Here is a 22,393-nt window from a genome sequence, read left to right on the forward strand (position 1 = left end):
ATGTCGTCTTCACAGTATAACCAGATTGCTTGGGGTTATATGGTCAAGTGAAGAAGCGCATACGGTGGATGCCTTGGCAGTCAGAGGCGATGAAAGACGTGGTAGCCTGCGAAAAGCTTCGGGGAGTCGGCAAACAGACTTTGATCCGGAGATGTCTGAATGGGGGAACCCAGCCATCATAAGATGGTTATCTTAAGCTGAATACATAGGCTTAAGAGGCGAACCAGGGGAACTGAAACATCTAAGTACCCTGAGGAAAAGAAATCAACCGAGATTCCCTTAGTAGTGGCGAGCGAACGGGGACTAGCCCTTAAGTGGCTTTGAGATTAGCGGAACGTTCTGGAAAGTACGGCCATAGTGGGTGATAGCCCTGTACGCGAAAATCTCTTAGTCATGAAATCGAGTAGGACGGAGCACGAGAAACTTTGTCTGAATATGGGGGGACCATCCTCCAAGGCTAAATACTACTGACTGACCGATAGTGAACTAGTACCGTGAGGGAAAGGCGAAAAGAACCCCGGAGAGGGGAGTGAAATAGATCCTGAAACCGTATGCGTACAAGCAGTGGGAGCCCACTTTGTTGGGTGACTGCGTACCTTTTGTATAATGGGTCAGCGACTTATTTTCAGTGGCGAGCTTAACCGAATAGGGGAGGCGTAGCGAAAGCGAGTCTTAATAGGGCGTCTAGTCGCTGGGAATAGACCCGAAACCGGGCGATCTATCCATGGGCAGGTTGAAGGTTGGGTAACACTAACTGGAGGACCGAACCGACTACCGTTGAAAAGTTAGCGGATGACCTGTGGATCGGAGTGAAAGGCTAATCAAGCTCGGAGATAGCTGGTTCTCCTCGAAAGCTATTTAGGTAGCGCCTCATGTATCACTGTAGGGGGTAGAGCACTGTTTCGGCTAGGGGGTCATCCCGACTTACCAAACCGATGCAAACTCCGAATACCTACAAGTGCCGAGCATGGGAGACACACGGCGGGTGCTAACGTCCGTCGTGAAAAGGGAAACAACCCAGACCGTCAGCTAAGGTCCCAAAGTTATGGTTAAGTGGGAAACGATGTGGGAAGGCTTAGACAGCTAGGAGGTTGGCTTAGAAGCAGCCACCCTTTAAAGAAAGCGTAATAGCTCACTAGTCGAGTCGGCCTGCGCGGAAGATGTAACGGGGCTCAAACCATACACCGAAGCTACGGGTATCACTTAGGTGATGCGGTAGAGGAGCGTTCTGTAAGCCTGTGAAGGTGAGTTGAGAAGCTTGCTGGAGGTATCAGAAGTGCGAATGCTGACATGAGTAACGACAATGGGTGTGAAAAACACCCACGCCGAAAGACCAAGGTTTCCTGCGCAACGTTAATCGACGCAGGGTTAGTCGGTCCCTAAGGCGAGGCTGAAAAGCGTAGTCGATGGAAAACAGGTTAATATTCCTGTACTTCTGGTTATTGCGATGGAGGGACGGAGAAGGCTAGGCCAGCTTGGCGTTGGTTGTCCAAGTTTAAGGTGGTAGGCTGAGATCTTAGGTAAATCCGGGATCTTAAGGCCGAGAGCTGATGACGAGTTACCCTTTGGGTGACGAAGTGGTTGATGCCATGCTTCCAAGAAAAGCTTCTAAGCTTCAGGTAACCAGGAACCGTACCCCAAACCGACACAGGTGGTTGGGTAGAGAATACCAAGGCGCTTGAGAGAACTCGGGTGAAGGAACTAGGCAAAATGGCACCGTAACTTCGGGAGAAGGTGCGCCGGTGAGGGTGAAGCATTTACTGCGTAAGCCCATGCCGGTCGAAGATACCAGGCCGCTGCGACTGTTTATTAAAAACACAGCACTCTGCAAACACGAAAGTGGACGTATAGGGTGTGACGCCTGCCCGGTGCCGGAAGGTTAATTGATGGGGTTAGCTAACGCGAAGCTCTTGATCGAAGCCCCGGTAAACGGCGGCCGTAACTATAACGGTCCTAAGGTAGCGAAATTCCTTGTCGGGTAAGTTCCGACCTGCACGAATGGCGTAACGATGGCGGCGCTGTCTCCACCCGAGACTCAGTGAAATTGAAATCGCTGTGAAGATGCAGTGTATCCGCGGCTAGACGGAAAGACCCCGTGAACCTTTACTATAGCTTTGCACTGGACTTTGAATTTGCTTGTGTAGGATAGGTGGGAGGCTTTGAAGCGTGGACGCCAGTTCGCGTGGAGCCAACCTTGAAATACCACCCTGGCAACTTTGAGGTTCTAACTCAGGTCCGTTATCCGGATCGAGGACAGTGTATGGTGGGTAGTTTGACTGGGGCGGTCTCCTCCTAAAGAGTAACGGAGGAGTACGAAGGTGCGCTCAGACCGGTCGGAAATCGGTCGTAGAGTATAAAGGCAAAAGCGCGCTTGACTGCGAGACAGACACGTCGAGCAGGTACGAAAGTAGGTCTTAGTGATCCGGTGGTTCTGTATGGAAGGGCCATCGCTCAACGGATAAAAGGTACTCCGGGGATAACAGGCTGATACCGCCCAAGAGTTCATATCGACGGCGGTGTTTGGCACCTCGATGTCGGCTCATCACATCCTGGGGCTGAAGCCGGTCCCAAGGGTATGGCTGTTCGCCATTTAAAGTGGTACGCGAGCTGGGTTTAGAACGTCGTGAGACAGTTCGGTCCCTATCTGCCGTGGACGTTTGAGATTTGAGAGGGGCTGCTCCTAGTACGAGAGGACCGGAGTGGACGAACCTCTGGTGTTCCGGTTGTCACGCCAGTGGCATTGCCGGGTAGCTATGTTCGGAATAGATAACCGCTGAAAGCATCTAAGCGGGAAACTAGCCTCAAGATGAGATCTCACTGGGACCTTGAGTCCCCTGAAGGGCCGTCGAAGACTACGACGTTGATAGGTTGGGTGTGTAAGCGCTGTGAGGCGTTGAGCTAACCAATACTAATTGCCCGTGAGGCTTGACCATATAACACCCAAGCAATTTGCAGGCTTCGAGCTGAAAAGCGAAAGAGCACCAGATTGCGGTGTGTGAAGACGACACAGTCGAAAATTCGCAATGCAACACACAAATCTATCACTTACCCATTCGCTGGAGCGTGAACCTGCAAAGGCCCACGACCTGGCTACCGAATTTCTTGACGACCATAGAGCATTGGAACCACCTGATCCCATCCCGAACTCAGCAGTGAAACGATGCATCGCCGATGGTAGTGTGGGGTTTCCCCATGTGAGAGTAGGTCATCGTCAAGATTAAATTCCGAAACCCCTATCTGCGTATGCAGGTAGGGGTTTTGTTTTGTCCGCAGGAAAGTTCGTACAGCAATACCGGACGGCTCCCGGCTGTCACAGTCTCCCGACAATGCTAAGGTTCGGCCCTAGCTTTTGTATTTTTCCAAGGAAGCCTTTATGCCGGACGCGACGTCCCTCAGTGCTGGTTTTATGGTGGTTCACGGCAACCGCCTGGACGAGTTGCGCAGCCTGGTGGTCAGCTGGATGCGGCGTTACCCGCTGGCTCCCTTGGAGAATGAAATTGCCTTGGTACAGAGCAACGGCATCGCCCAATGGCTGAAGCTGGCACTGGCAGAAGACCCCGAAGATGACGACATGGGCGGGTGCGGAATCGCCGCAGCCATCGACGTGCAGTTACCAGGCAGCTTCATGTGGCAGCTCTATCGAATGGTGCTTGGACGTGACGAAATCCCGGTCAAATCCCTGCTCGATAAAGCGCCCTTGACCTGGCGTCTGATGCGCCTGCTTCCGCAGTTGATCAATCAACCGCACTTCGAACCGCTGCAGCGCTTCCTTACCCATGACACCGATTTGCGCAAACGCTATCAGTTGGCCGAGCGGCTGGCGGATTTGTTTGACCAATACCAGGTGTATCGGGCCGACTGGCTTGAAGACTGGGCAGAAGGTCGTCATCAATTACGCAATGGCAGAGGCGAAACCAAACCGCTGACCCCGGCTAACTGCTGGCAAGCAGAGTTGTGGCGCGCACTGTTGCTGGATGTGGGTGAACAAGGCATGGCGCAAAGCCGTGCCGGCGTCCATCAACGGTTTATCGAGCGCATCAACAGCCTCGACGTAGCCCCCAGCGGATTACCTTCACGGGTGATCGTTTTCGGGATTTCTTCACTGCCCGCTCAAGCCCTGGAAGCACTTGCGGGACTGGCCCGGTTCAGCCAGGTTCTGCTTTGCGTACATAACCCATGTCGTCACCATTGGGCGGACATCGTCGCCGATAAAGATCTGTTGCGGCATCAGTACAAGCGTCAGGCTCGAAAGAGCGGAATGCCGATTGTGCTCGATCCACAAACCCTCCATCAGCATGCCCATCCGCTACTGGCCGCGTGGGGCAAGCAGGGGCGAGATTACATCAATCTGCTCGACAGCTACGACGATCCCAACAGCTATCGCTCGGCATTCCGCGATGGTCGTATCGACCTGTTCAGCGATAGCCAACCACAGAGCATGCTCAATCAATTGCAGGACGACATTCTTGAATTGCGTCCCTTGAACGAGACTCGCGAGCGCTGGCCGGCTGTCGATCCGTCGAACGACGAATCGATCCGTTTTCACATCGCCCATAGTGCCCAGCGCGAAGTGGAGATTCTTCACGACCAGTTGCTCGCACGCTTCAGTGCTGATCCGGACTTAAGGCCTCGCGATGTGATCGTGATGGTCCCTGACATCGACAGCTACGCACCCCATATTCGCGCGGTGTTTGCTCAGCTTGAGCGCCACGACCCGCGTTTCATTCCGTTCACGCTCGCAGATCAAGGCCAACGCGGCCGTGATCCGCTACTGATTGCTATCGAGCATCTGCTCAAACTGCCCGACAGCCGTTTCCCCGTGAGCGAGATCCTCGATCTGCTGGATGTTCCTGCCCTACGCGCTCGCTTCGGTGTAGAGGAACGCGATCTGCCGACCCTGCACCGTTGGATCGAAGGCGCTGGCATCCGCTGGGGCATGAATGCCGAGCAGCGTGCGGGGCTCGGTCTGCCGCAGGAGCTGGAGCAAAACAGTTGGCGTTTCGGCCTGCGACGGATGCTGCTCGGCTATGCCGTGGGCAGTGCCAGCGCCTGCGAGGGTGTCGAACCCTACGACGAAATCGGTGGTCTGGATGCCGCGCTCATTGGGCCTTTGGTCGCGCTGCTGGATGCCTTGGAGATTGCCCACCAGGAACTCTCTCAACCCGCTGCCCCCAAACAATGGGGCTTTCGGTTGCATGCACTGGTTCAGCTGTTCTTCCTGGCCAGTAATGAGCATGACGACTACGTGTTGGCCCAACTCGAAGAGCTGCGTGAAACCTGGCTTGAGACCTGCGAGTCAGTTGGCTTGTATGATGAACTACCGTTGACCGTGGTCCGTGAAGCCTGGCTCGCCGGCCTCGACCAGGGCCGCTTGTCCCAGCGTTTTCTGGCCGGTGCGGTTAACTTCTGCACCTTGATGCCCATGCGAGCGATCCCGTTCAAACTGGTCTGCCTGCTGGGCATGAATGACGGGGACTACCCGCGTGCACAGCCGCCACTGGACTTCGACCTCATGGGCAGTGATTACCGCCCTGGCGATCGCTCCCGACGCGAAGATGACCGCTATCTGCTGTTGGAAGCTCTGTTGTCGGCACGTGACCAACTCTATATCAGTTGGGTCGGCCGCAGCATTCGCGATAACAGTGAGCGCCCCGCGTCAGTACTGATTGGCCAGTTACGAGACCATCTGGCCAGCGGTTGGCGACTGCATGATGTCGACGAAGATCTGCTTGAGGCCATCACTCAGGAACATCCACTGCAACCCTTCAGCGCCCGCTACTTCCATGAAGGCGATGACCTGTTCAGCTACGCGAATGAGTGGCAGGTACTTCATCACACCTTTGCGCAAACGACTGATATCGAGGTCCTTGATCCCTACGTTCAGGAGGAACCGCTGAGCCTCGGTCAATTGCAGGATTTCTTGCGTAATCCTGTGCGACATTTCTTCAGTCAGCGACTGAAGGTGTACTTCGAAGCGGCTGAAATGCCCTTGGCTGATGAAGAGCCATTTGTACTCGACGCGTTGCAACGTTACAGCCTCAGCGACAGCTTGCTCGAAGCGGCGCTGGGACATCTGGATAGCACCGATCAGGTGCTGGAAGCACAGGCAAAACGTCTGCAAAACAGTGGCCTCCTGCCCATGGCCGGATTCGGTGAATGCCTTCAGCGAGAGTTGATCGAACCATTGCCGGATCTGCTGCAGCGTTACCAACAGCTTTTGGCGTTATGGCCGACGCCGCTCACCAACGCCCTGCCAGTGAACCTGCAGTTGCAGGGTCTGCGTCTGGAAGGTTGGCTCAGCGGCCTGCATCAACGTGCGGACGGTGATTTGCTATCCGTCACTACAATCCCCAACAGCATCGGCTCGATCAAGTCTCGCAAATGGCATCGGCTGACACGGCCATGGGTCAATCATCTGGTTGCTTGCGCCAGTGGTATGGCGATGACCACCGCGTTGGTGGCCAGTGACGACAGTCTGCTGCTCGGTCCGATGGAGGAGGATGCAGCCTTGCGGATCCTGGGCGACCTGTTAATGGCTTGGCAAACGGGCATGCGCCAACCACTGCCGATTGCGGTGAAGACCGGCTTCGCATGGCTTGGTCAAACGGATCCGGTCAAAGCCCAAGCCGCAGCCCGCAAGGCTTATGAGGGCGATGGACTGACCACCGACGGCGAGCGTCGCGAAAGCCCGGCACTCGCACGGCAGTTCGCCGACTACGACACGCTTACCGCAGACGAAACGTTCCCGGATTGGTGCAACGCATTGTATCGGCCACTGCTTGAAGCGCCTTGGCGTTCATTGAACAGCGAGGAGGCGCGCTGATGACCACTAAACCTCTGGCCTTGGCATTTCCCCTGCGCGGCAGCCAACTGATCGAGGCGAGCGCCGGGACCGGCAAGACCTTCACCATTTCCGCGCTTTATCTGCGCCTGGTCCTTGGCCACGGCGCAGAGTCGAGTGGCTTCGGACGTGAACTGTTGCCGCCGCAAATCCTCGTCGTGACGTTCACCGATGCCGCGACCAAAGAATTGCGCGAACGTATCCGCACACGTCTAGCTGAAGCTGCACGTTTTTTTCGCGATGAAACACCGGCGCCCGATAGCCTTATCGCGCAGCTTCGTGCGGAGTACCTTCCCGAGCAGTGGCCCGGGTGCGCAAACCGCCTGGACATCGCCGCGCAGTGGATGGACGAGGCGGCAGTTTCGACTATCCACAGTTGGTGCCAGCGCATGTTGCGCGAGCACGCGTTCGACAGTGGCAGCCTTTTTACACAGACCCTGGAAACCGATCACAGCGATTTGCTGGGCGAGGTCCTGCGCGACTACTGGCGGCGGTTCTGTTACCCGATGCAAGGGGATGCGCTGAACTGGGTGCGCGGCAATTGGGGCGGTCCGGCGGCATTGCTGCCGCGAGTGCGTGGTTTGTTCGCCAGTGAGCGAGACAGTGTTGAAGGTAAAGAGCCTGCCGAGCTGATCACGGAGTGTCTGCAAGAGCGACGGGCAGCCTTGCTCGAACTCAAGATGCCCTGGCGCCAGTGGGCGGACGAATTGCTTGCCATCTGCCACGAGGGTGTCGCGAGCAAGAGTGTCGACGGTCGAAAAATGCAGGCACGCTATTTCGAACCCTGGTTCGAAAAGATCAGGGCCTGGGCTGAAGACGAATCCCTTGAACAATTGGATATCGGCACCGGATTCACGCGCCTGACTCCTGATGGTATGGCTGAAGCCTGGAAGGGCGAAGTCCCCCGTCATCCGGGACTGGATGCCATGCCCGGCCTCCAGATCAGTCTCGATGGATTGCCGACTCCTGATGCCGTCGTGTTGCAGCACACCGCCCAGTGGGTCGGTACACGGTTCGAGGAAGAAAAGCGTCGCCGCGCAGAAATGGGCTTTGATGACATGTTGCTGCGGCTCGATGCGGCCCTCCAGTCCGATGGCGGGGAGCGCCTGGCAACCTTGATCCGCGAGCAGTTCCCGGTGGCATTGATCGACGAGTTCCAGGACACCGACCCGGTGCAGTACCGGATTTTCGAGAGCATCTATCGCATCGAAGACAACAATCCCGAATGCGGTCTGTTCCTGATCGGCGATCCGAAGCAAGCGATCTACGCTTTCCGTGGTGCCGACATCTATACCTACCTGCGCGCTCGCCAGGCCACCGCTGGCCGTCTGCATACCCTGGGCACCAATTTCCGTTCAAGTCATGGCATGGTCAGTGCGGTAAACCATGTGTTCGAGCGTGCCGAGTCTCGCGAGACCGGACGCGGCGCGTTCCTGTTTCGTGAAAAGAATGGCGAGAACCCGGTACCTTTCCTGCCCGTCGAATCCCAGGGACGCAAAGAAGTTCTGCACATCGACGGTCAGGTTGTGCCCGCCCTGAACATTTGGCATCTATCCGCCGAGCAACCATTATCCGGCGCGGTTTACCGACAACAATTGGCCGCCACTTGCGCCAATGAAATCACCGCTTTGCTCAACGGCGGGCAACAAGGTCGCGCGGGTTTCATACAGGACGGCAAGCACTTCAGAGAGCTGCTGCCAGCGGATATCGCGATCCTGGTCCGCGACGGCAAAGAAGCTCAAGCCGTGCGTGGCGAACTCTCCGCTCGTGGCGTGCGCAGCGTTTATCTGTCGGACAAGGACTCGGTGTTTGCCGCCCAGGAGGCCCACGATCTGCTGACCTGGCTCAAAGCTTGCGCCGAGCCGGATGTCGAGCGTCCACTGCGAGCCGCGTTGGCCTGCATCACGCTGAACCTGTCGCTGGCAGAACTGGAACGGCTCAATCAGGACGAACTGGCCTGGGAGGCGCGGGTCATGCAATTCCGCGGTTATCGCGAGCTCTGGCGCAAGCAGGGCGTGTTGCCCATGCTGCGGCGGTTGCTGCATGACTTCCAGCTGCCTCAGGCGTTGATCACGCGCAGTGACGGCGAGCGGGTGCTGACCAATTTGCTGCACCTGTCCGAGTTGCTGCAACAAGCGGCCGCCGAGCTCGATGGTGAGCAAGCGCTGATCCGTCATTTATCCGAGCATCTGGCGTTGTCCGGTCAAGCCGGCGAAGAGCAGATCCTGCGTCTGGAGAGCGACGAACAACTGGTCAAAGTCGTGACCATTCACAAGTCCAAGGGGCTTGAGTATCCCTTGGTGTTCCTGCCGTTCATTTGCTCGGCGAAACCGGTGGATGGCAGTCGCCTGCCGTTGCATTTCCACGACGCCACGGGCAAGGCCCAAGTGACCTTGAAGCCGACGGCCGAGTTGATTGTTCAGGCGGATGATGAGCGTCTTGCCGAGGACTTGCGCTTGCTTTACGTGGCCTTGACCCGTGCGCAACACGCCTGTTGGCTGGGAGTGACTGATCTCAAGCGCGGCAATAACAACAGCTCGGTGCTGCATCTTTCCGCATTGGGCTATCTACTGGGGGGCGGTGCACCATTGGCCGAGTCGGCAGATTTGAAGCGTTGGCTGGAAGACCTGCAGCAGGACTGTCCTGCGCTGAGCTACGGTGAAATGCCTGAAGCGATCGTCGAGCACTACCAACCGCCGCACAACGATGCGACGTTGCTTGCTCCGCTGATACCCAAACGCAAGGCCAGCGAAAACTGGTGGATCGCCTCCTACAGCGCCTTGCGCATTGGCGACAGCATGAGCGTGGGCACTGATGAAGCACCGGAGAGCCCGCAAGCGCAAAAGCTCTTCGACGACGAACGCCTCGATCCGCAAGCACCACGAGAAGTCGTGGCCGGCGGCGCTGATATCCATCGATTCCCTCGTGGCCCGAACCCCGGCACCTTTCTCCATGGTTTGCTCGAATGGGCCGGCGACGAAGGTTTTGCCGCCACCCCGCAAGCGGTGGAAGACGCCATTGCCCGTCGCTGCAACCGCCGTGGCTGGGAGGGCTGGATAACTGCCCTGAACGACTGGCTGCAGCACCTGCTCGCGTCCCCGCTGCGTATCGGCAACGGGCAGGCCCCCGTGGTCTTTGAGCAACTGACCCAGTACCGGGTCGAGATGGAGTTCTGGTTCGCCAGCCACAAGGTCGATGTGCTCAAGCTCGATGAACTGGTGCGCCAATACACCCACAACGGCGTCGCCCGGGTGGCTGCCGAGCCGGTGTTGCTCAATGGCATGTTCAAAGGCTTCATCGACCTGACGTTCGAGCACGACGGCCGCTACTATGTCGCCGACTACAAATCCAACTGGCTGGGCGTCGATGATGCGGCCTACACCGAACAGGCCATGGAGCAGTCGATTCTCGACAACCGTTACGACCTGCAGTATGTGCTGTACCTGTTGGCCCTGCATCGCCAGCTCAAGGCGCGAATTGCCGATTACGATTACGACCGGCATGTCGGCGGTGCGCTATACCTGTTTCTGCGCGGTACACGCGCACCCAGCCAAGGCGTGTATTTCGCCCGTCCTCCAAGAGAGCTGATCGAGCGTCTGGACCGGCTGTTCCAGGGTAAGCCAGAACCCAAGGCCGAACCCGCCTGGGAACAGGGAGTTTTGCTATGAATCGCACCTTCGCTGATTTGCTGCCCACTTCGTTGACAGCCGAAAGCCTGGCCGATCTGGCGCCGTTGAGTCGCGCCGATGATTTGCTGCTATTGCTGACACGCTGGGTTGAGCGCGGCTGGCTGCGAGCGCTGGATAAAGCCTTCGTCGCTTTTCTTCATGAACTGGCCCCCAGCGATGATCCGCTGGTGCTGCTGGCCGCCGCGTTGGCCAGTCATCAACTGGGCCACGGTCATGTGTGCCTGGATGTGTTCGAGACGCTCAAGGCGCCGGACTTCGCCCTGTCGCTGCCACCGGAAGGCGATCTGCAAAGTGGCGCGATGTTGCTGCCGTCGCAATTGCTTGAGGCGCTGGACGGTGCCCATTGGTGCAAGGTCCTGGCCTCCAGCAGCCTGGTCGCATTGGCGGTCGACGGCTGTGAGGCGGCGCAGCATCGGCCATTGGTGTTATCGGGTAAACGCCTGTACCTGCGTCGCTACTGGGCTTATGAACGGCGTATCGACAACTCGCTGCGCCAACGCCTGGCGGAACACGAAACCACACCGGATGATGTGTCCCAACGCCTCACCCGTTTGTTCGGCCAAGCAAAGCCCGGCGAAGTGATCGACTGGCAGAAACTCGCCTGTGCCCTCGCTACCCGTAGCGCCTTCAGCATCATCACCGGTGGCCCGGGGACCGGCAAGACGACGACGGTCGTGCGTTTGCTGGCGTTGCTCCAGGCGCCGGCAGTCGAGGCGGGCAAGCCGTTGCGCATCCGTCTCGCTGCACCCACCGGCAAGGCTGCAGCCCGACTGACGGAGTCCATCAGTCAGCAGGTCAGGACCCTGGAAATCGATGAAACCGTACGGGTGAAGATCCCGTCAGACGTCACCACCGTGCACCGTCTGCTCGGCAGTCGTCCCGGTACTCGACACTTCCGTCACCACGCCGGTAATCCCTTGCCGCTGGATGTGCTGGTGGTGGACGAAGCCTCGATGATCGATCTGGAAATGATGGCCAATCTGCTCGACGCGATGCCGGCCCATGCCCGCCTGGTACTGCTCGGTGACAAGGATCAACTGGCATCGGTGGAGGCCGGCGCTGTTCTGGGTGACCTGTGCCGCGACGCCGAGGCCGGTTGGTACAGCCCACAGACTCGCCTGTGGCTGCAAGCGGTCAGTGGTGAAAGCCTGGATGCCAGCGGTTTGCAGGAAGACACCCAAGGGGCACATCCCCTGGCCCAGCAAGTGGTGATGCTGCGTCATTCACGCCGGTTCGGCGAGGGCAGCGGTATCGGTCAACTGGCTCGTTGGGTTAACCAGCAGCAACCCGAAGAAGCTCGAAAGTTGTTGGCGGCTCGAAGTCATGACGACGTGTTTTCCCTGTCCCTCAAGGGGGAGCAGGACCGGGCATTGGAGCGCTTGTTGCTTGAGGGGCATGGCGATGGACCCCAGGGTTATCGGCATTACCTGAGTCTCTTGCGCAGCCTGCGACCACCGCTCGACAGCACGCTGAATGATCCCTGCTGGACCGATTGGGCTCGGCAGGTGTTGCAAGCTTTCGACGCCTTCCAGTTGTTGTGCGCCGTACGCAAAGGGCCGTGGGGCGTGGAAGGTTTGAATCAACGCGTGACCGCCGCGCTGCTCAAAGCTCGGCTGATCGACAGCGACCAGCAGTGGTACGAAGGTCGGCCGGTGCTGATGACCCGCAACGATTATGGTCTGGGTTTGATGAACGGCGACATCGGCATTGCGCTCAAGCTACCGGAACGTGATGGGCCGGAGGCCGGGAAGCAGGTGTTGCGTGTGGCGTTCCCGCGCAATGATGGTCAGGGCGGCGTACGGTTTGTTCTGCCGAGCCGGCTCAATGATGTCGAAACCGTGTACGCGATGACGGTGCACAAATCCCAAGGCTCGGAATTTGCCCACACGGCGTTGATTCTGCCGGATGCCTTGAACCCTGTACTCACTAAGGAACTGATCTATACCGGGATTACCCGGGCCAAAAACTGGTTCACCCTGATCGAGCCTCGTCCCGGCGTATTTGAAGAGGCGGTGCGGCGCAAGGTCAAGCGTTTGAGCGGGTTGATGCTGGAACTGGAAGAGGGTGTTGAAACACGTCATTGACAGCTTTCTCTGCGCTGCGCAAAAAAACGCTCGTGGTGGGCGCCGACTAATCGGCGAACAGCGTCTCCCGACTTTCACCCATCAACAGACCCTGATTCTGCTCAGTGACCGCGCGAATGTAGTCCCACAACAATGTGATCCGCTTGAGCTTGCGCAGGTCCTCGCGACAGTACATCCAGAACTGCCGAGTGATGTTGATCTCTTCCGGTAACACCGGCAGTAAACGTGGATCCTGGGCCGCCAGGAAGCACGGCAGAATCGCCAGCGACCGGCCTTGCTGCGCGGCCACGAATTGTGCGATTACACTGGTGCTGCGCAAATTGGCACTGGCGCCGGGCAACACATTCGCCAGATACAACAGCTCCGAGCTGAACGCCAGATCGTCGACGTAACTAATGAATGAATGTTTACCCAAGTCTGTCGGGCGGCGGATGGGTGGATGCTTGTCGAGATAATCCTGGGTCGCGTAGAGCTGTAATCGGTAGTCACAGAGTTTGCAGCAGACGTACGGACCATGCTCCGGGCGCTCCAGGGCAATGACGATGTCGGCCTCGCGCTTGGACAGGCTGATGAAGTGCGGCAACGGCAGGATATCCACCGAGATCGCCGGGTAGGCATCGACGAAATGGCTCAGCTGCGGGGTGATGAAAAAACTGCCGAAGCCTTCGGTGCAGCCCATTCGCACATGCCCGGATAACGCCACCCCGGACCCCGAAACCTGTTCGCAGGCCATGTGCAGCGTGCTTTCAATCGACTCGGCGTAACCAAGCAACCGCTGGCCTTCGGCGGTCAGGACAAAACCGCTGGTCCGGGATTTCTCAAACAGCAAAGTCCCCAGCGCCGCTTCCAGCGAGCTGATGCGCCGCGACACGGTGGTGTAATCGACTGAAAGGCGCTTGGCCGCGGTGCTGGCCTTGCGGGTGCGGGCGACTTCAAGGAAAAACTTGAGGTCGTCCCAGTTCAGCGAGCCTAAAGACGTGATGTTTTTTTGCATGATGGACCGGCTTTTATGTGCGTTCTTATTAGAAGTTTGCACATCTATACTCCAAAAACAGTCCGACAACCAATTCGCGACACACGCCTCATCTCAAGGCGACTTTCTCGCCTTGGCTCCCAAGATAGCTCTCTAAATAAGAACAACGTCCCGGAGACCCAACATGAACGCATCGCTCACGCCAAACGAAACCACTGTCCAAACGGTAAAGCTGTTGATCGACGGCGAGTGGGTCGAGTCCCAGACCACCGAGTGGCACGACATCGTCAACCCGGCGACCCAGCAAGTGCTGGCGAAAGTACCGTTCGCAACCGCGCAGGAAGTCGATGCCGCGATCAGCGCCGCCCATCGCGCCTTCCAGACCTGGAAGCTGACGCCGATCGGCGCGCGGATGCGCATCATGCTCAAGCTCCAGGCGTTGATCCGCGAACACTCCAAGCGTATCGCCGTGGTGCTCAGCAATGAGCAAGGCAAAACCATCGCCGACGCTGAAGGCGATATCTTCCGCGGCCTGGAAGTGGTCGAACACGCCTGTTCCATCGGCAGCCTGCAAATGGGCGAGTTCGCCGAGAACGTCGCTGGCGGCGTCGATACCTACACCCTGCGTCAGCCCATCGGCGTCTGCGCCGGCATCACCCCGTTCAACTTCCCGGCAATGATTCCGCTGTGGATGTTCCCGATGGCCATCGCCTGCGGCAACACCTTCGTGCTCAAGCCGTCCGAACAGGACCCGATGTCGACCATGCTGCTGGTGGAACTGGCGATCGAGGCCGGCGTTCCAGCAGGCGTGCTTAACGTCGTTCATGGCGGCAAGGATGTGGTGGACGCGCTTTGCACACATAAAGACATCAAGGCTGTTTCCTTTGTCGGTTCGACCGCCGTCGGCACTCACGTCTACGACCTGGCCGGCAAACACGGCAAACGCGTGCAATCGATGATGGGTGCGAAGAACCATGCCGTGGTGCTGCCGGATGCCAATCGCGTACAAGCGCTCAATGCGCTGGTGGGTGCTGGTTTCGGTGCCGCCGGCCAACGCTGCATGGCCACGTCCGTGGTGGTGCTGGTGGGCGCGGCCAAGCAGTGGCTGCCTGACCTGAAAGCGCTGGCGCAGAAACTCACAGTGAACGCCGGCAGCGAGCCGGGCACTGATGTGGGGCCGGTGATTTCCAAACGTGCGAAGGCGCGGATTCTCGATCTGATCGAAAGTGGCATCAAGGAAGGCGCCAAGCTTGAGCTGGATGGTCGCGACGTGACCGTTCCAGGTTTCGAAAAAGGCAACTTTGTCGGCCCGACCCTGTTCTCCGGCGTGACGCCCGAGATGCAGATCTACACCCAGGAAATCTTCGGTCCGGTGCTGGTCGTGCTGGAAGTCGACACCCTCGATGAAGCCATTGCACTGGTCAACGCCAATCCGTTCGGCAACGGCACGGGCCTGTTTACCCAAAGCGGGGCGGCGGCGCGTAAATTCCAGACGGAAATCGACGTCGGCCAGGTCGGCATCAACATCCCGATTCCGGTGCCGGTCCCGTTTTTCAGCTTCACCGGTTCGCGCGGGTCCAAACTCGGCGACCTCGGTCCGTATGGCAAGCAAGTGGTGCAGTTCTACACTCAGACCAAGACTGTCACCAGTCGCTGGTTCGATGACGACAGCGTCAACGACGGTGTGAACACCACCATCAACTTGCGTTAAGGAGCCGGACATGAAAATCGCTTTTATCGGTCTCGGCAACATGGGCGCGCCGATGGCGCGCAACCTGATCAAGGCTGGCCACTCACTGCGGCTGGTTGACCTGAACAAAACCGTTCTGGCAGAGCTGGAGCAACTGGGCGGCAGCATTAGCGCTTCGGCGCGTGAAGCGGCGCAAGGTGCAGAACTGGTGATCACCATGCTGCCAGCCGCTGTGCATGTGCGCAGCGTATGGTTGGGTGAAGACGGCGTGCTGGCGGGTATCGCCAGGGGCGTGCCGGCAGTGGATTGCAGCACCATCGATCCGCAGACGGCGCGTGATGTCGCCGCGGCGGCGGCCAAGCAAGGCGTGGACATGGCGGATGCACCGGTCTCTGGCGGTACCGGCGGTGCAACTGCCGGGACCCTGACGTTTATGGTCGGCGCCACCCCCGAATTGTTCGCTACCCTGCAACCGGTGCTGGCGCAGATGGGCCGCAACATCGTCCATTGCGGCGAAGTCGGCACCGGGCAAATCGCCAAGATCTGCAACAACCTGCTGCTGGCGATCTCCATGGTCGGTGTCAGTGAAGCCATGGCGCTGGGTGATGCTCTCGGCATCGACACAACGGTGCTGGCCGGGATCATCAACAGTTCGACCGGCCGTTGCTGGAGTTCGGAGATGTACAACCCGTGGCCCGGCATCGTCGAAACGGCGCCGGCCTCGCGTGGCTATACCGGTGGTTTCGGTGCCGAACTGATGCTCAAGGATCTGGGGCTGGCCACTGAAGCGGCACGTCAGGCGCACCAACCGGTGGTGCTCGGCGCGGTGGCCCAGCAGTTGTACCAGGCGATGAGTCAGCGTGGGGAAGGTGGCAAGGACTTCTCGGCGATCATCAACAGCTATCGCAAACCCCAATAAGGGGTTTTCCGGGAATCCGCGTCGGGCGGGTTCCCGGTTTTTGCATCAGGCAAACACGAAATACTTGCGCACGGTTTCAACCACTTCCCACGTGCCTTTCATCCCCGGCTCAATGACGAAAATATCACCGGCGCGCAGATGGATCGGCTCCTTTCCCTCTGGGGTGATGATGCAGTACCCCTCGCGGAAATCGCAGTATTCCCACTTCACATATTCCACATACCACTTGCCCGGCGTGCAGATCCAGGTGCCCATGATCTTGCTGCCGTCTTCGCTGGTGTAGGCGTTGAGGTTGACGGTGTGCGGGTCGCCTTCGAGTTTTTCCCATTTGCAGGCGTCAAGCACCGGCAGTGGATGGGTATCGCGAAGAACGGTAATAGGTGCGGTCATGTGGACTCCGGATCGTGGGTCTAAGAACTGAAGTCGCACCCTATAGCGCCCATGCACCGGTCAGTTGTCTGTACTCGACATTGAGGTGTCCAGAAACGCGCAGCACCCTCAAAGACTTTCCAGCGGGCAATCGGCCCTGGCCTGTTCTAGGCTGGCTTCGAACTCGACCAGTTGCTCGTGTTGCTGCGTGAGCGCGGCAATCCGTTCGCTGATTTAGCGCTTCTTGGCATCGATGGCCTGCTGAGCCAAGCTCAAGGGTAAAGTCTGCCCCTCAGGAGAGAGTCAAGGCGTGCAGCAAGGCCTTGGCATAACCGGGCAGCGTCGCAAAGTCCCGGGCACAGAGCCGGAGTTTGCGCATAGCCCAAGGTTCTTGCAGGACGAGGCTCTTAAAGGATTTTTCACCGCGCCAGCGCTCAACCGCCGCGAGGGGCACGATCGCCAGCCCCGCGCCCCGAGCAACCATGCGTATCACGCCGTCAAAACCGTCGACGCGGATGCGGATCTGCAGGCGTACACCTGCGTGCAGTGCCTGTTCTTCGAGGTACACGGCCAAGGCGCTGTTGGCGTTCAGACCGACGTAGTCGTGGTGCAAGGTGTCGTTAAAGCTTAAAGATTCGATGTCGGCTAAAGGATGGTCGCGGGGTAGGATCAGTACCAGCGGATCGTCGCAAAAAGCGCGGGTCTGCAGGCCATCGGTGTCCACGGCGTCGGACACGATACCCAGGTCCGCCGCACCTTGGCGCAGGGCGTGGGTGATGCGTGCACTGGGCAGTTCTTGCAGGTCGATGTCGAGATTGGGGTGGTCGTGCAGAAAGTCTGCGAGCAACTCCGGCAGGTATTCGGTGATCGCCGTGGTGTTGCACAAAAGTCGCACCTGACCTTTAACGCCTTTGGCGTACTCGGCCAAGTCTTGCTGCATGCGTTCGGCCTGTTGCAACAGGACACGGGCGTGTTGCGCCAACGCTTTGCCGGCAGATGTGGGCGTGACGCCACGGCGACCGCGGTCCAGAAATTCAATACCCAAGGACGCCTCCATGGCGCGGATGCGCGCACTCGCCGCCGCGAGGGACAAATGGCTGCGAGCCGCGCCGGCGGTGATATTGCCGCTGTCGAGGATGTTCAAGTAGAGGCGCAGGTCGGTCAGGTCGAAGTGCATGTTATGTCCCGAAGATCGTTGACGCGGAGCGTCACGGGCTGGATTCCCACGCAGAGCGTGGGAACGATCATGTCTCTTGCTTGGCAAGAGGCTGCCTCAGTATATGGCAGATGTTCATATGGCCAATCCGGGCTCAGGATAGCGCCATGAATACACTCGCCGCGTTCTATCAAAACCTCGGTCTGGCCCTTTCATTGATGGTCATCGCTACTTTTCTGCTGGCCGGCATGATCAAGGGCGTGATCGGCCTCGGTTTGCCGACCATCGCGATGGGCTTGCTCGGTCTGGCTATGGCTCCGTCGCAGGCTGCCGCGCTGCTGATCATCCCCGCGACGCTCACCAACGTCTGGCAACTGGCATTCGGCGGGCATTTGCGAGGCTTGATCAAACGGTTGTGGCCGATGTTGTTGGCGATTTTCATCGGCACCGGAGCCGGCACGTTGTGGATCGGCATGGCCGATGGTCATTGGGTCGTGCGGGGGTTGGGCGCTGCGCTGTTGCTCTATGCGTTGAGCGGGTTGTTCCTGCCGACCTTGCGTGTCGGCAGTCACACCGAGCGTTGGCTCGGTCCACTTTGCGGCGTGTTGACGGGCGTCATCACCTCGGCCACCGGCGTCTTCGTGATTCCGGCAGTGCCTTATCTGCACGCGCTGGGCTTGAGGAAAGATGAACTGGTGCAGGCGCTGGGTCTGTCGTTCACCGTTTCGACCCTGGCCTTGGCCGCCGGCCTGTTATGGCGCGGCGCACTGGGCGGTGGGGAGTTAAGTGCGTCGTTGCTGGCGCTGATCCCGGCGGTGCTTGGCATGTTGCTGGGGCAATGGCTGCGCCAGCGGATCAGCGCCGTGCTGTTCAAGCGCGTGTTCTTCATCGGCCTCGGCGTGCTTGGCGGCCACTTGCTGATCAGCGGGTAGCCGGGTCTTGGCGTGCAGGATGAAGCCTTGCATTTCACTCATCAGAAATCTCCTCAAGTTCAGAATCGACACAAGTGTATGGCAACAATCGCCGGACGATTCGTGCGTATTGGTCAAATGAATTTTGTGAATTGAGCGCTTATTCCGCGCGAGGCAGATCGCTAAGCTGCCGCCATCGAATTCCAACTTTCTGAGACTTCACATGAAAAAAGTTCTATTGCTCAATGGCGGCAAAAAATTTGCCCACTCCGATGGCCGCTACAACGCCACCCTGCATGAAGCTGCGCTGAGCGTGCTGGATCGTGGCGGTGTCGACGTGAAAGCCACCTTCATCGACGAGGGTTACGACGTCGCCGAAGAAGTCGCCAAATTCCTCTGGGCCGACGTGATCATTTATCAGATGCCCGGCTGGTGGATGGGCGCGCCCTGGACCGTGAAAAAGTACATCGACGAAGTCTTCACCGAAGGCCATGGCAGCCTCTACGCCAACGACGGCCGTACCCGTTCCGACGCCTCGCAAAAGTATGGCAGCGGCGGCCTGTTGCACGGTAAGCAGTACATGCTTTCGCTGACCTGGAACGCCCCGCAGCAAGCCTTCGACGACCCGACCGACTTCTTCGAATCCCAAGGCGTGGACGCGGTGTACTTCCCGTTCCACAAGGCCAACACCTTCCTCGGCATGACCGGCTTACCGACATTCCTGTGCGTTGATGTGATGAAGCGTCCAAATGTCGAAGCTGATGTAGCGCGCTATGAGCAGCATTTGACGGAGGTGTTCGGCCTACCGGCGTAAGGTTCCTTTTGCCCCGCATCCAGCTACTATCAAGCCAGTTTTGAATGAGGGGCATCCGTGAAAGCCAGATCCGACGAGTTGCAGATTTTCGTCTGCGTGATTGAATGCGGGTCGATTTCGGCGGCGGCCGAGCAGGTCGGGCAAACGCCTTCGGCGGTCAGTCGCACGTTGTCGCGGCTGGAGGCGAAACTCGATACCACGCTGATCAACCGCACCACGCGGCGCATGGACCTGACCGAGGAGGGCAAGTACTTCTTCGAGCACGCCAAGCTGATTCTCGATCAGATGGACGAGCTCGAAGAACGCCTGACCTCACGCCAGCAAACCCCATCCGGGCGTCTGCGCATCAACGCTGCCTCGCCGTTCATGCTGCACGCCATCGTGCCCTACATCGATGAGTTCCGCCGGCTCTATCCCGACATCCAACTGGAGCTCAACAGCAACGATCTGATCATCGATTTGCTCGAGCAAAGCACCGACGTCGCCATCCGTATCGGCGCCTTGGCCGACTCGACGCTGCATGCCCGCTCGTTGGGATGCAGTCCGCTGCACATCGTCGCCAGCCCGACTTATCTTGAACAACACGGTGTACCGGCTGAAGTGGCGGATTTGTCCGGGCACACGCTGCTGGGCTTTACCCACAACGAAGGTCTCAACCAATGGCCGCTGCGCTACGTCCACGGTGATCGTTGGCCAATTCAGGCTTCAATCAGCGCGTCCAGCGGCGAGACGATCAGGCACTTGGCGCTGGAAGGTCAGGGCATTGCCTGCCTGTCGCATTTCATGACGATTGATGACCTCCGTGCCGGACGCTTGCAGGTGCTTCTGGCGGATTTCAACAGCGGCTATCGCCAGCCAATCAATGCGGTGTACTACCGTAACTCGCAACTTGCGCTGCGGATTCAATGCTTCCTGGACTTCATCCAGGGCAAATTGGCGGCTTATGCGAATGCGGACTTCAAAGGCTGATTTCCCTGTACCTGCTGGCGCTGAGCAAAAACGTACCGGGCACGCTCTACTTTGTTGAAAGCGCTGAAGCGTCGTTCATCGACATGACCACTGCGATTGCCCAAGCGCTGAACCTGGGTGAGCGATCAACTGTGGAAGCGGGCTTGCTCGCGAAGGCGTTTTCAGCAGTCCAATAACTGGCCGGGCCGCCCTCAATTCCGTAACATCCGCTCCCTCTTTTCCCGCCTGTATTTTAGGTAAGCCATGAAACCCAAACGTCTGCGCGCCGATGTCCTGGCCGGGCTCACCACGTCTTTCGCCCTGTTACCCGAATGCATCGCCTTCGCGCTGGTTGCTCATCTCAATCCGTTGATGGGGCTTTACGGCGCTTTCATCATTTGCACTTTGACCGCGCTCTTCGGCGGGCGGCCGGGCATGGTGTCTGGTGCTGCCGGTTCGATGGCGGTGGTGATCGTCGCGTTGGTGGTACAGCACGGTGTGCAGTACTTGCTGGCCACCGTGTTGCTGGGTGGGTTGATCATGCTGGCGTTCGGGCTGCTGAAGCTGGGCAAGCTGGTGCGGATGGTGCCGCATCCGGTGATGCTCGGCTTCGTTAACGGCCTGGCGATCATCATTGCCCTGGCGCAGTTGGAACATTTCAAGAGCGGTGACGTCTGGCTCAGCGGCACGCCGCTGTACCTCATGGCAGGGCTGGTTGCCGTGACGATGGCCATCGTCTACTTGCTGCCGCGCCTGACGCGTACCGTGCCGCCGGCGCTGGTGGCGATCCTGGGCGTGGGTCTGGCGGTGTATCTGCTCGGTCTGCCGACCCGCACCTTGGGCGACATGGCGCACATCGCCGGTGGCTTGCCGACCTTTGCGCTGCCAGACCTCCCTTGGACCCTGGAAACCCTGCACATCATCGCCCCCTACGCGATATTGATGGCGTTGGTCGGCTTGCTGGAAACCCTGCTGACCCTGAACCTCACTGACGAGATCACCGAAAGCCGTGGCTTCCCGGATCGGGAGTGCGTGGCGCTGGGGGCGGCCAATATGGTCTCCGGCGCATTGGGCGGCATGGGTGGCTGCGCGATGATTGGCCAGACCGTGATCAACCTCAGTTCCGGCGGTCGCGGTCGGCTGTCCGGTGTGGTGGCCGGGGTGATGATTTTGCTGTTCATCCTCTTCCTCTCACCGCTGATCGAGCGCATCCCGCTGGCGGCATTGGTCGGGGTGATGTTCGTGGTGTCGCAGCAGACCTTCGCATGGGCTTCGTTACGGGTGGTGAACAAAGTGCCGCTGAACGACGTGTTGGTGATCATCGCGGTAACGGTGATTACGGTGTTCACCGATCTGGCGACTGCGGTGCTCTGCGGGATCATCATTGCGGCGCTCAACTTTGCCTGGCAACAGGCCCGCGAGCTTTATGCCGACGCTCATATCGAAGCCGATGGCAGCAAGCTCTACCACCTGCATGGCACGCTGTTCTTCGCCTCGACTGCACCTTTCCTCAATCAGTTCGACCCCGCTAACGACCCACCCGTAGTAACGATCGATTGTCGCCACCTGAGCTTCGTCGACTACTCGGCGATCGCCGCGCTCAAAACGCTGCGTGAACGCTACTCGAAGGCAGGCAAGCACCTGCGTGTGCTGCACTTGTCCGAACGCTGCAAGAAACTGCTCAAACGCGCTCGCGTGAATCACGACTGATTGATCGTTCCCACGCTCCGCGTGGGAATGCCGTCCGGGACGCTCTGCGTCCCTTCGCAAGTCGTGACGCAGAGCGTCACAGGATGCATTCCCACGCAGAGCGTGGGAACGATCAGCGTAGGGGCGATGAAAGTTTCACTGTACGATTTTCATTTCTCCCGACCTCGCATACCTCTCAACGACAACCCTTACTTCTGCACGAAAATTAGTTTCACCTCGTTTGAAAATCACGCCTCGAAATGTTTTATGAGTTTCACAATCCATTCGACGTGACCCTTTCGAGGAGTAC

General features: G+C 58.6%; 12 protein-coding genes, 2 rRNA genes and 1 pseudogene. 12 read left to right on the top strand and 3 right to left on the bottom strand.

The genetic code is table 11. The features are described from left to right. Positions 1-41: 41 nt before the first annotated feature. The 5 genes from ACYZTR_RS04410 to recD all read left to right on the top strand — a co-directional run bounded on the left by ACYZTR_RS04410 (position 42) and on the right by recD (position 12,614). Positions 42-2,933: ribosomal RNA gene (locus ACYZTR_RS04410) — 23S ribosomal RNA — on the top strand. Positions 2,934-3,101: 168 nt separating this feature from the next. Then, positions 3,102-3,217: ribosomal RNA gene (rrf, locus tag ACYZTR_RS04415) — 5S ribosomal RNA — on the top strand. A 156-nt stretch (positions 3,218-3,373) separates the two neighbouring features. Beyond that, on the top strand, positions 3,374-6,823 hold the full coding sequence (recC, locus tag ACYZTR_RS04420; protein ID WP_461976764.1) for an exodeoxyribonuclease V subunit gamma: 3,450 nt from the start codon (positions 3,374-3,376) through the stop codon (positions 6,821-6,823). After that, positions 6,823-10,509 carry an exodeoxyribonuclease V subunit beta gene (recB, locus tag ACYZTR_RS04425; RefSeq protein ID WP_461976766.1) on the top strand — a complete coding sequence of 1,229 codons (3,687 nt, stop codon included), beginning with the start codon at positions 6,823-6,825 and terminating at the stop codon, positions 10,507-10,509. Before recC ends, recB begins: the two co-directional genes overlap by 1 nt. Continuing rightward, positions 10,506-12,614, top strand: coding sequence for an exodeoxyribonuclease V subunit alpha (recD, locus tag ACYZTR_RS04430; RefSeq protein ID WP_461976768.1), 2,109 nt, complete (start codon positions 10,506-10,508; stop codon positions 12,612-12,614). Before recB ends, recD begins: the two co-directional genes overlap by 4 nt. Positions 12,615-12,660: 46 nt before the next feature. Here the strand turns inward: recD and ACYZTR_RS04435 are convergent, their stop codons facing one another. Beyond that, on the bottom strand, positions 12,661-13,608 hold the full coding sequence (locus ACYZTR_RS04435) for a LysR family transcriptional regulator (protein WP_461976770.1): 948 nt from the start codon (positions 13,606-13,608) through the stop codon (positions 12,661-12,663). A gap of 163 nt (positions 13,609-13,771) precedes the next feature. Between ACYZTR_RS04435 and ACYZTR_RS04440 the strand changes: the two genes are divergently transcribed. Together ACYZTR_RS04440 and mmsB are read left to right on the top strand one after the other, a co-directional pair. After that, positions 13,772-15,298, top strand: a complete 1,527-nt coding sequence (locus ACYZTR_RS04440) for a CoA-acylating methylmalonate-semialdehyde dehydrogenase (protein WP_461976772.1) — start codon at positions 13,772-13,774, stop codon at positions 15,296-15,298. A 10-nt stretch (positions 15,299-15,308) separates the two neighbouring features. After that, positions 15,309-16,196 (top strand): 3-hydroxyisobutyrate dehydrogenase, encoded by an 888-nt coding sequence (mmsB, locus tag ACYZTR_RS04445; RefSeq protein ID WP_461976774.1) that lies wholly within the window; start codon positions 15,309-15,311, stop codon positions 16,194-16,196. Positions 16,197-16,241: 45 nt separating this feature from the next. Here mmsB and ACYZTR_RS04450 read toward each other — a convergent pair whose 3' ends face one another. Then, entirely contained in the window at positions 16,242-16,586 is a 345-nt protein-coding gene (locus ACYZTR_RS04450) for a cupin domain-containing protein (RefSeq protein WP_007946320.1), read from the bottom strand. Between the two features lie 271 nt (positions 16,587-16,857). Further along, positions 16,858-17,742, bottom strand: coding sequence for a LysR family transcriptional regulator (locus tag ACYZTR_RS04455; protein ID WP_461976776.1), 885 nt, complete (start codon positions 17,740-17,742; stop codon positions 16,858-16,860). 146 nt (positions 17,743-17,888) lie between these two features. Between ACYZTR_RS04455 and ACYZTR_RS04460 the strand changes: the two genes are divergently transcribed. The 5 genes and pseudogenes from ACYZTR_RS04460 (at position 17,889) to ACYZTR_RS04480 (ending at position 22,104) form a co-directional block, all read left to right on the top strand. Next, positions 17,889-18,653 (top strand): sulfite exporter TauE/SafE family protein, encoded by a 765-nt coding sequence (locus tag ACYZTR_RS04460; protein ID WP_461976778.1) that lies wholly within the window; start codon positions 17,889-17,891, stop codon positions 18,651-18,653. A 202-nt stretch (positions 18,654-18,855) separates the two neighbouring features. After that, positions 18,856-19,446, top strand: a complete 591-nt coding sequence (locus tag ACYZTR_RS04465; protein ID WP_461976780.1) for an NAD(P)H-dependent oxidoreductase — start codon at positions 18,856-18,858, stop codon at positions 19,444-19,446. A gap of 57 nt (positions 19,447-19,503) precedes the next feature. After that, positions 19,504-20,415 carry a LysR substrate-binding domain-containing protein gene (locus ACYZTR_RS04470; RefSeq protein ID WP_461976782.1) on the top strand — a complete coding sequence of 304 codons (912 nt, stop codon included), beginning with the start codon at positions 19,504-19,506 and terminating at the stop codon, positions 20,413-20,415. A 2-nt stretch (positions 20,416-20,417) separates the two neighbouring features. Next, positions 20,418-20,537, top strand: a pseudogene (locus ACYZTR_RS04475) (NAD-dependent epimerase/dehydratase family protein); the annotation flags it as partial. A gap of 121 nt (positions 20,538-20,658) precedes the next feature. After that, entirely contained in the window at positions 20,659-22,104 is a 1,446-nt protein-coding gene (locus tag ACYZTR_RS04480; protein WP_461976784.1) for a SulP family inorganic anion transporter, read from the top strand. Positions 22,105-22,393 lie beyond the last annotated feature (289 nt).

Source organism: Pseudomonas sp. Hz4 (genome assembly GCF_054898165.1).

Coding starts and splice junctions, on each gene's coding strand:
- ACYZTR_RS04465 (WP_461976780.1), top strand. CDS start 18,856: ATGAAAAAAGTTCTATTGCTCAATGGCGGCAAAAAATTTGCCCACTCC.
- ACYZTR_RS04455 (WP_461976776.1), bottom strand. CDS start 17,742: ATGCACTTCGACCTGACCGACCTGCGCCTCTACTTGAACATCCTCGAC.
- mmsB (WP_461976774.1), top strand. CDS start 15,309: ATGAAAATCGCTTTTATCGGTCTCGGCAACATGGGCGCGCCGATGGCG.
- ACYZTR_RS04450 (WP_007946320.1), bottom strand. CDS start 16,586: ATGACCGCACCTATTACCGTTCTTCGCGATACCCATCCACTGCCGGTG.
- recC (WP_461976764.1), top strand. CDS start 3,374: ATGCCGGACGCGACGTCCCTCAGTGCTGGTTTTATGGTGGTTCACGGC.
- recD (WP_461976768.1), top strand. CDS start 10,506: ATGAATCGCACCTTCGCTGATTTGCTGCCCACTTCGTTGACAGCCGAA.
- ACYZTR_RS04460 (WP_461976778.1), top strand. CDS start 17,889: ATGAATACACTCGCCGCGTTCTATCAAAACCTCGGTCTGGCCCTTTCA.
- recB (WP_461976766.1), top strand. CDS start 6,823: ATGACCACTAAACCTCTGGCCTTGGCATTTCCCCTGCGCGGCAGCCAA.
- ACYZTR_RS04435 (WP_461976770.1), bottom strand. CDS start 13,608: ATGCAAAAAAACATCACGTCTTTAGGCTCGCTGAACTGGGACGACCTC.
- ACYZTR_RS04480 (WP_461976784.1), top strand. CDS start 20,659: ATGAAACCCAAACGTCTGCGCGCCGATGTCCTGGCCGGGCTCACCACG.
- ACYZTR_RS04440 (WP_461976772.1), top strand. CDS start 13,772: ATGAACGCATCGCTCACGCCAAACGAAACCACTGTCCAAACGGTAAAG.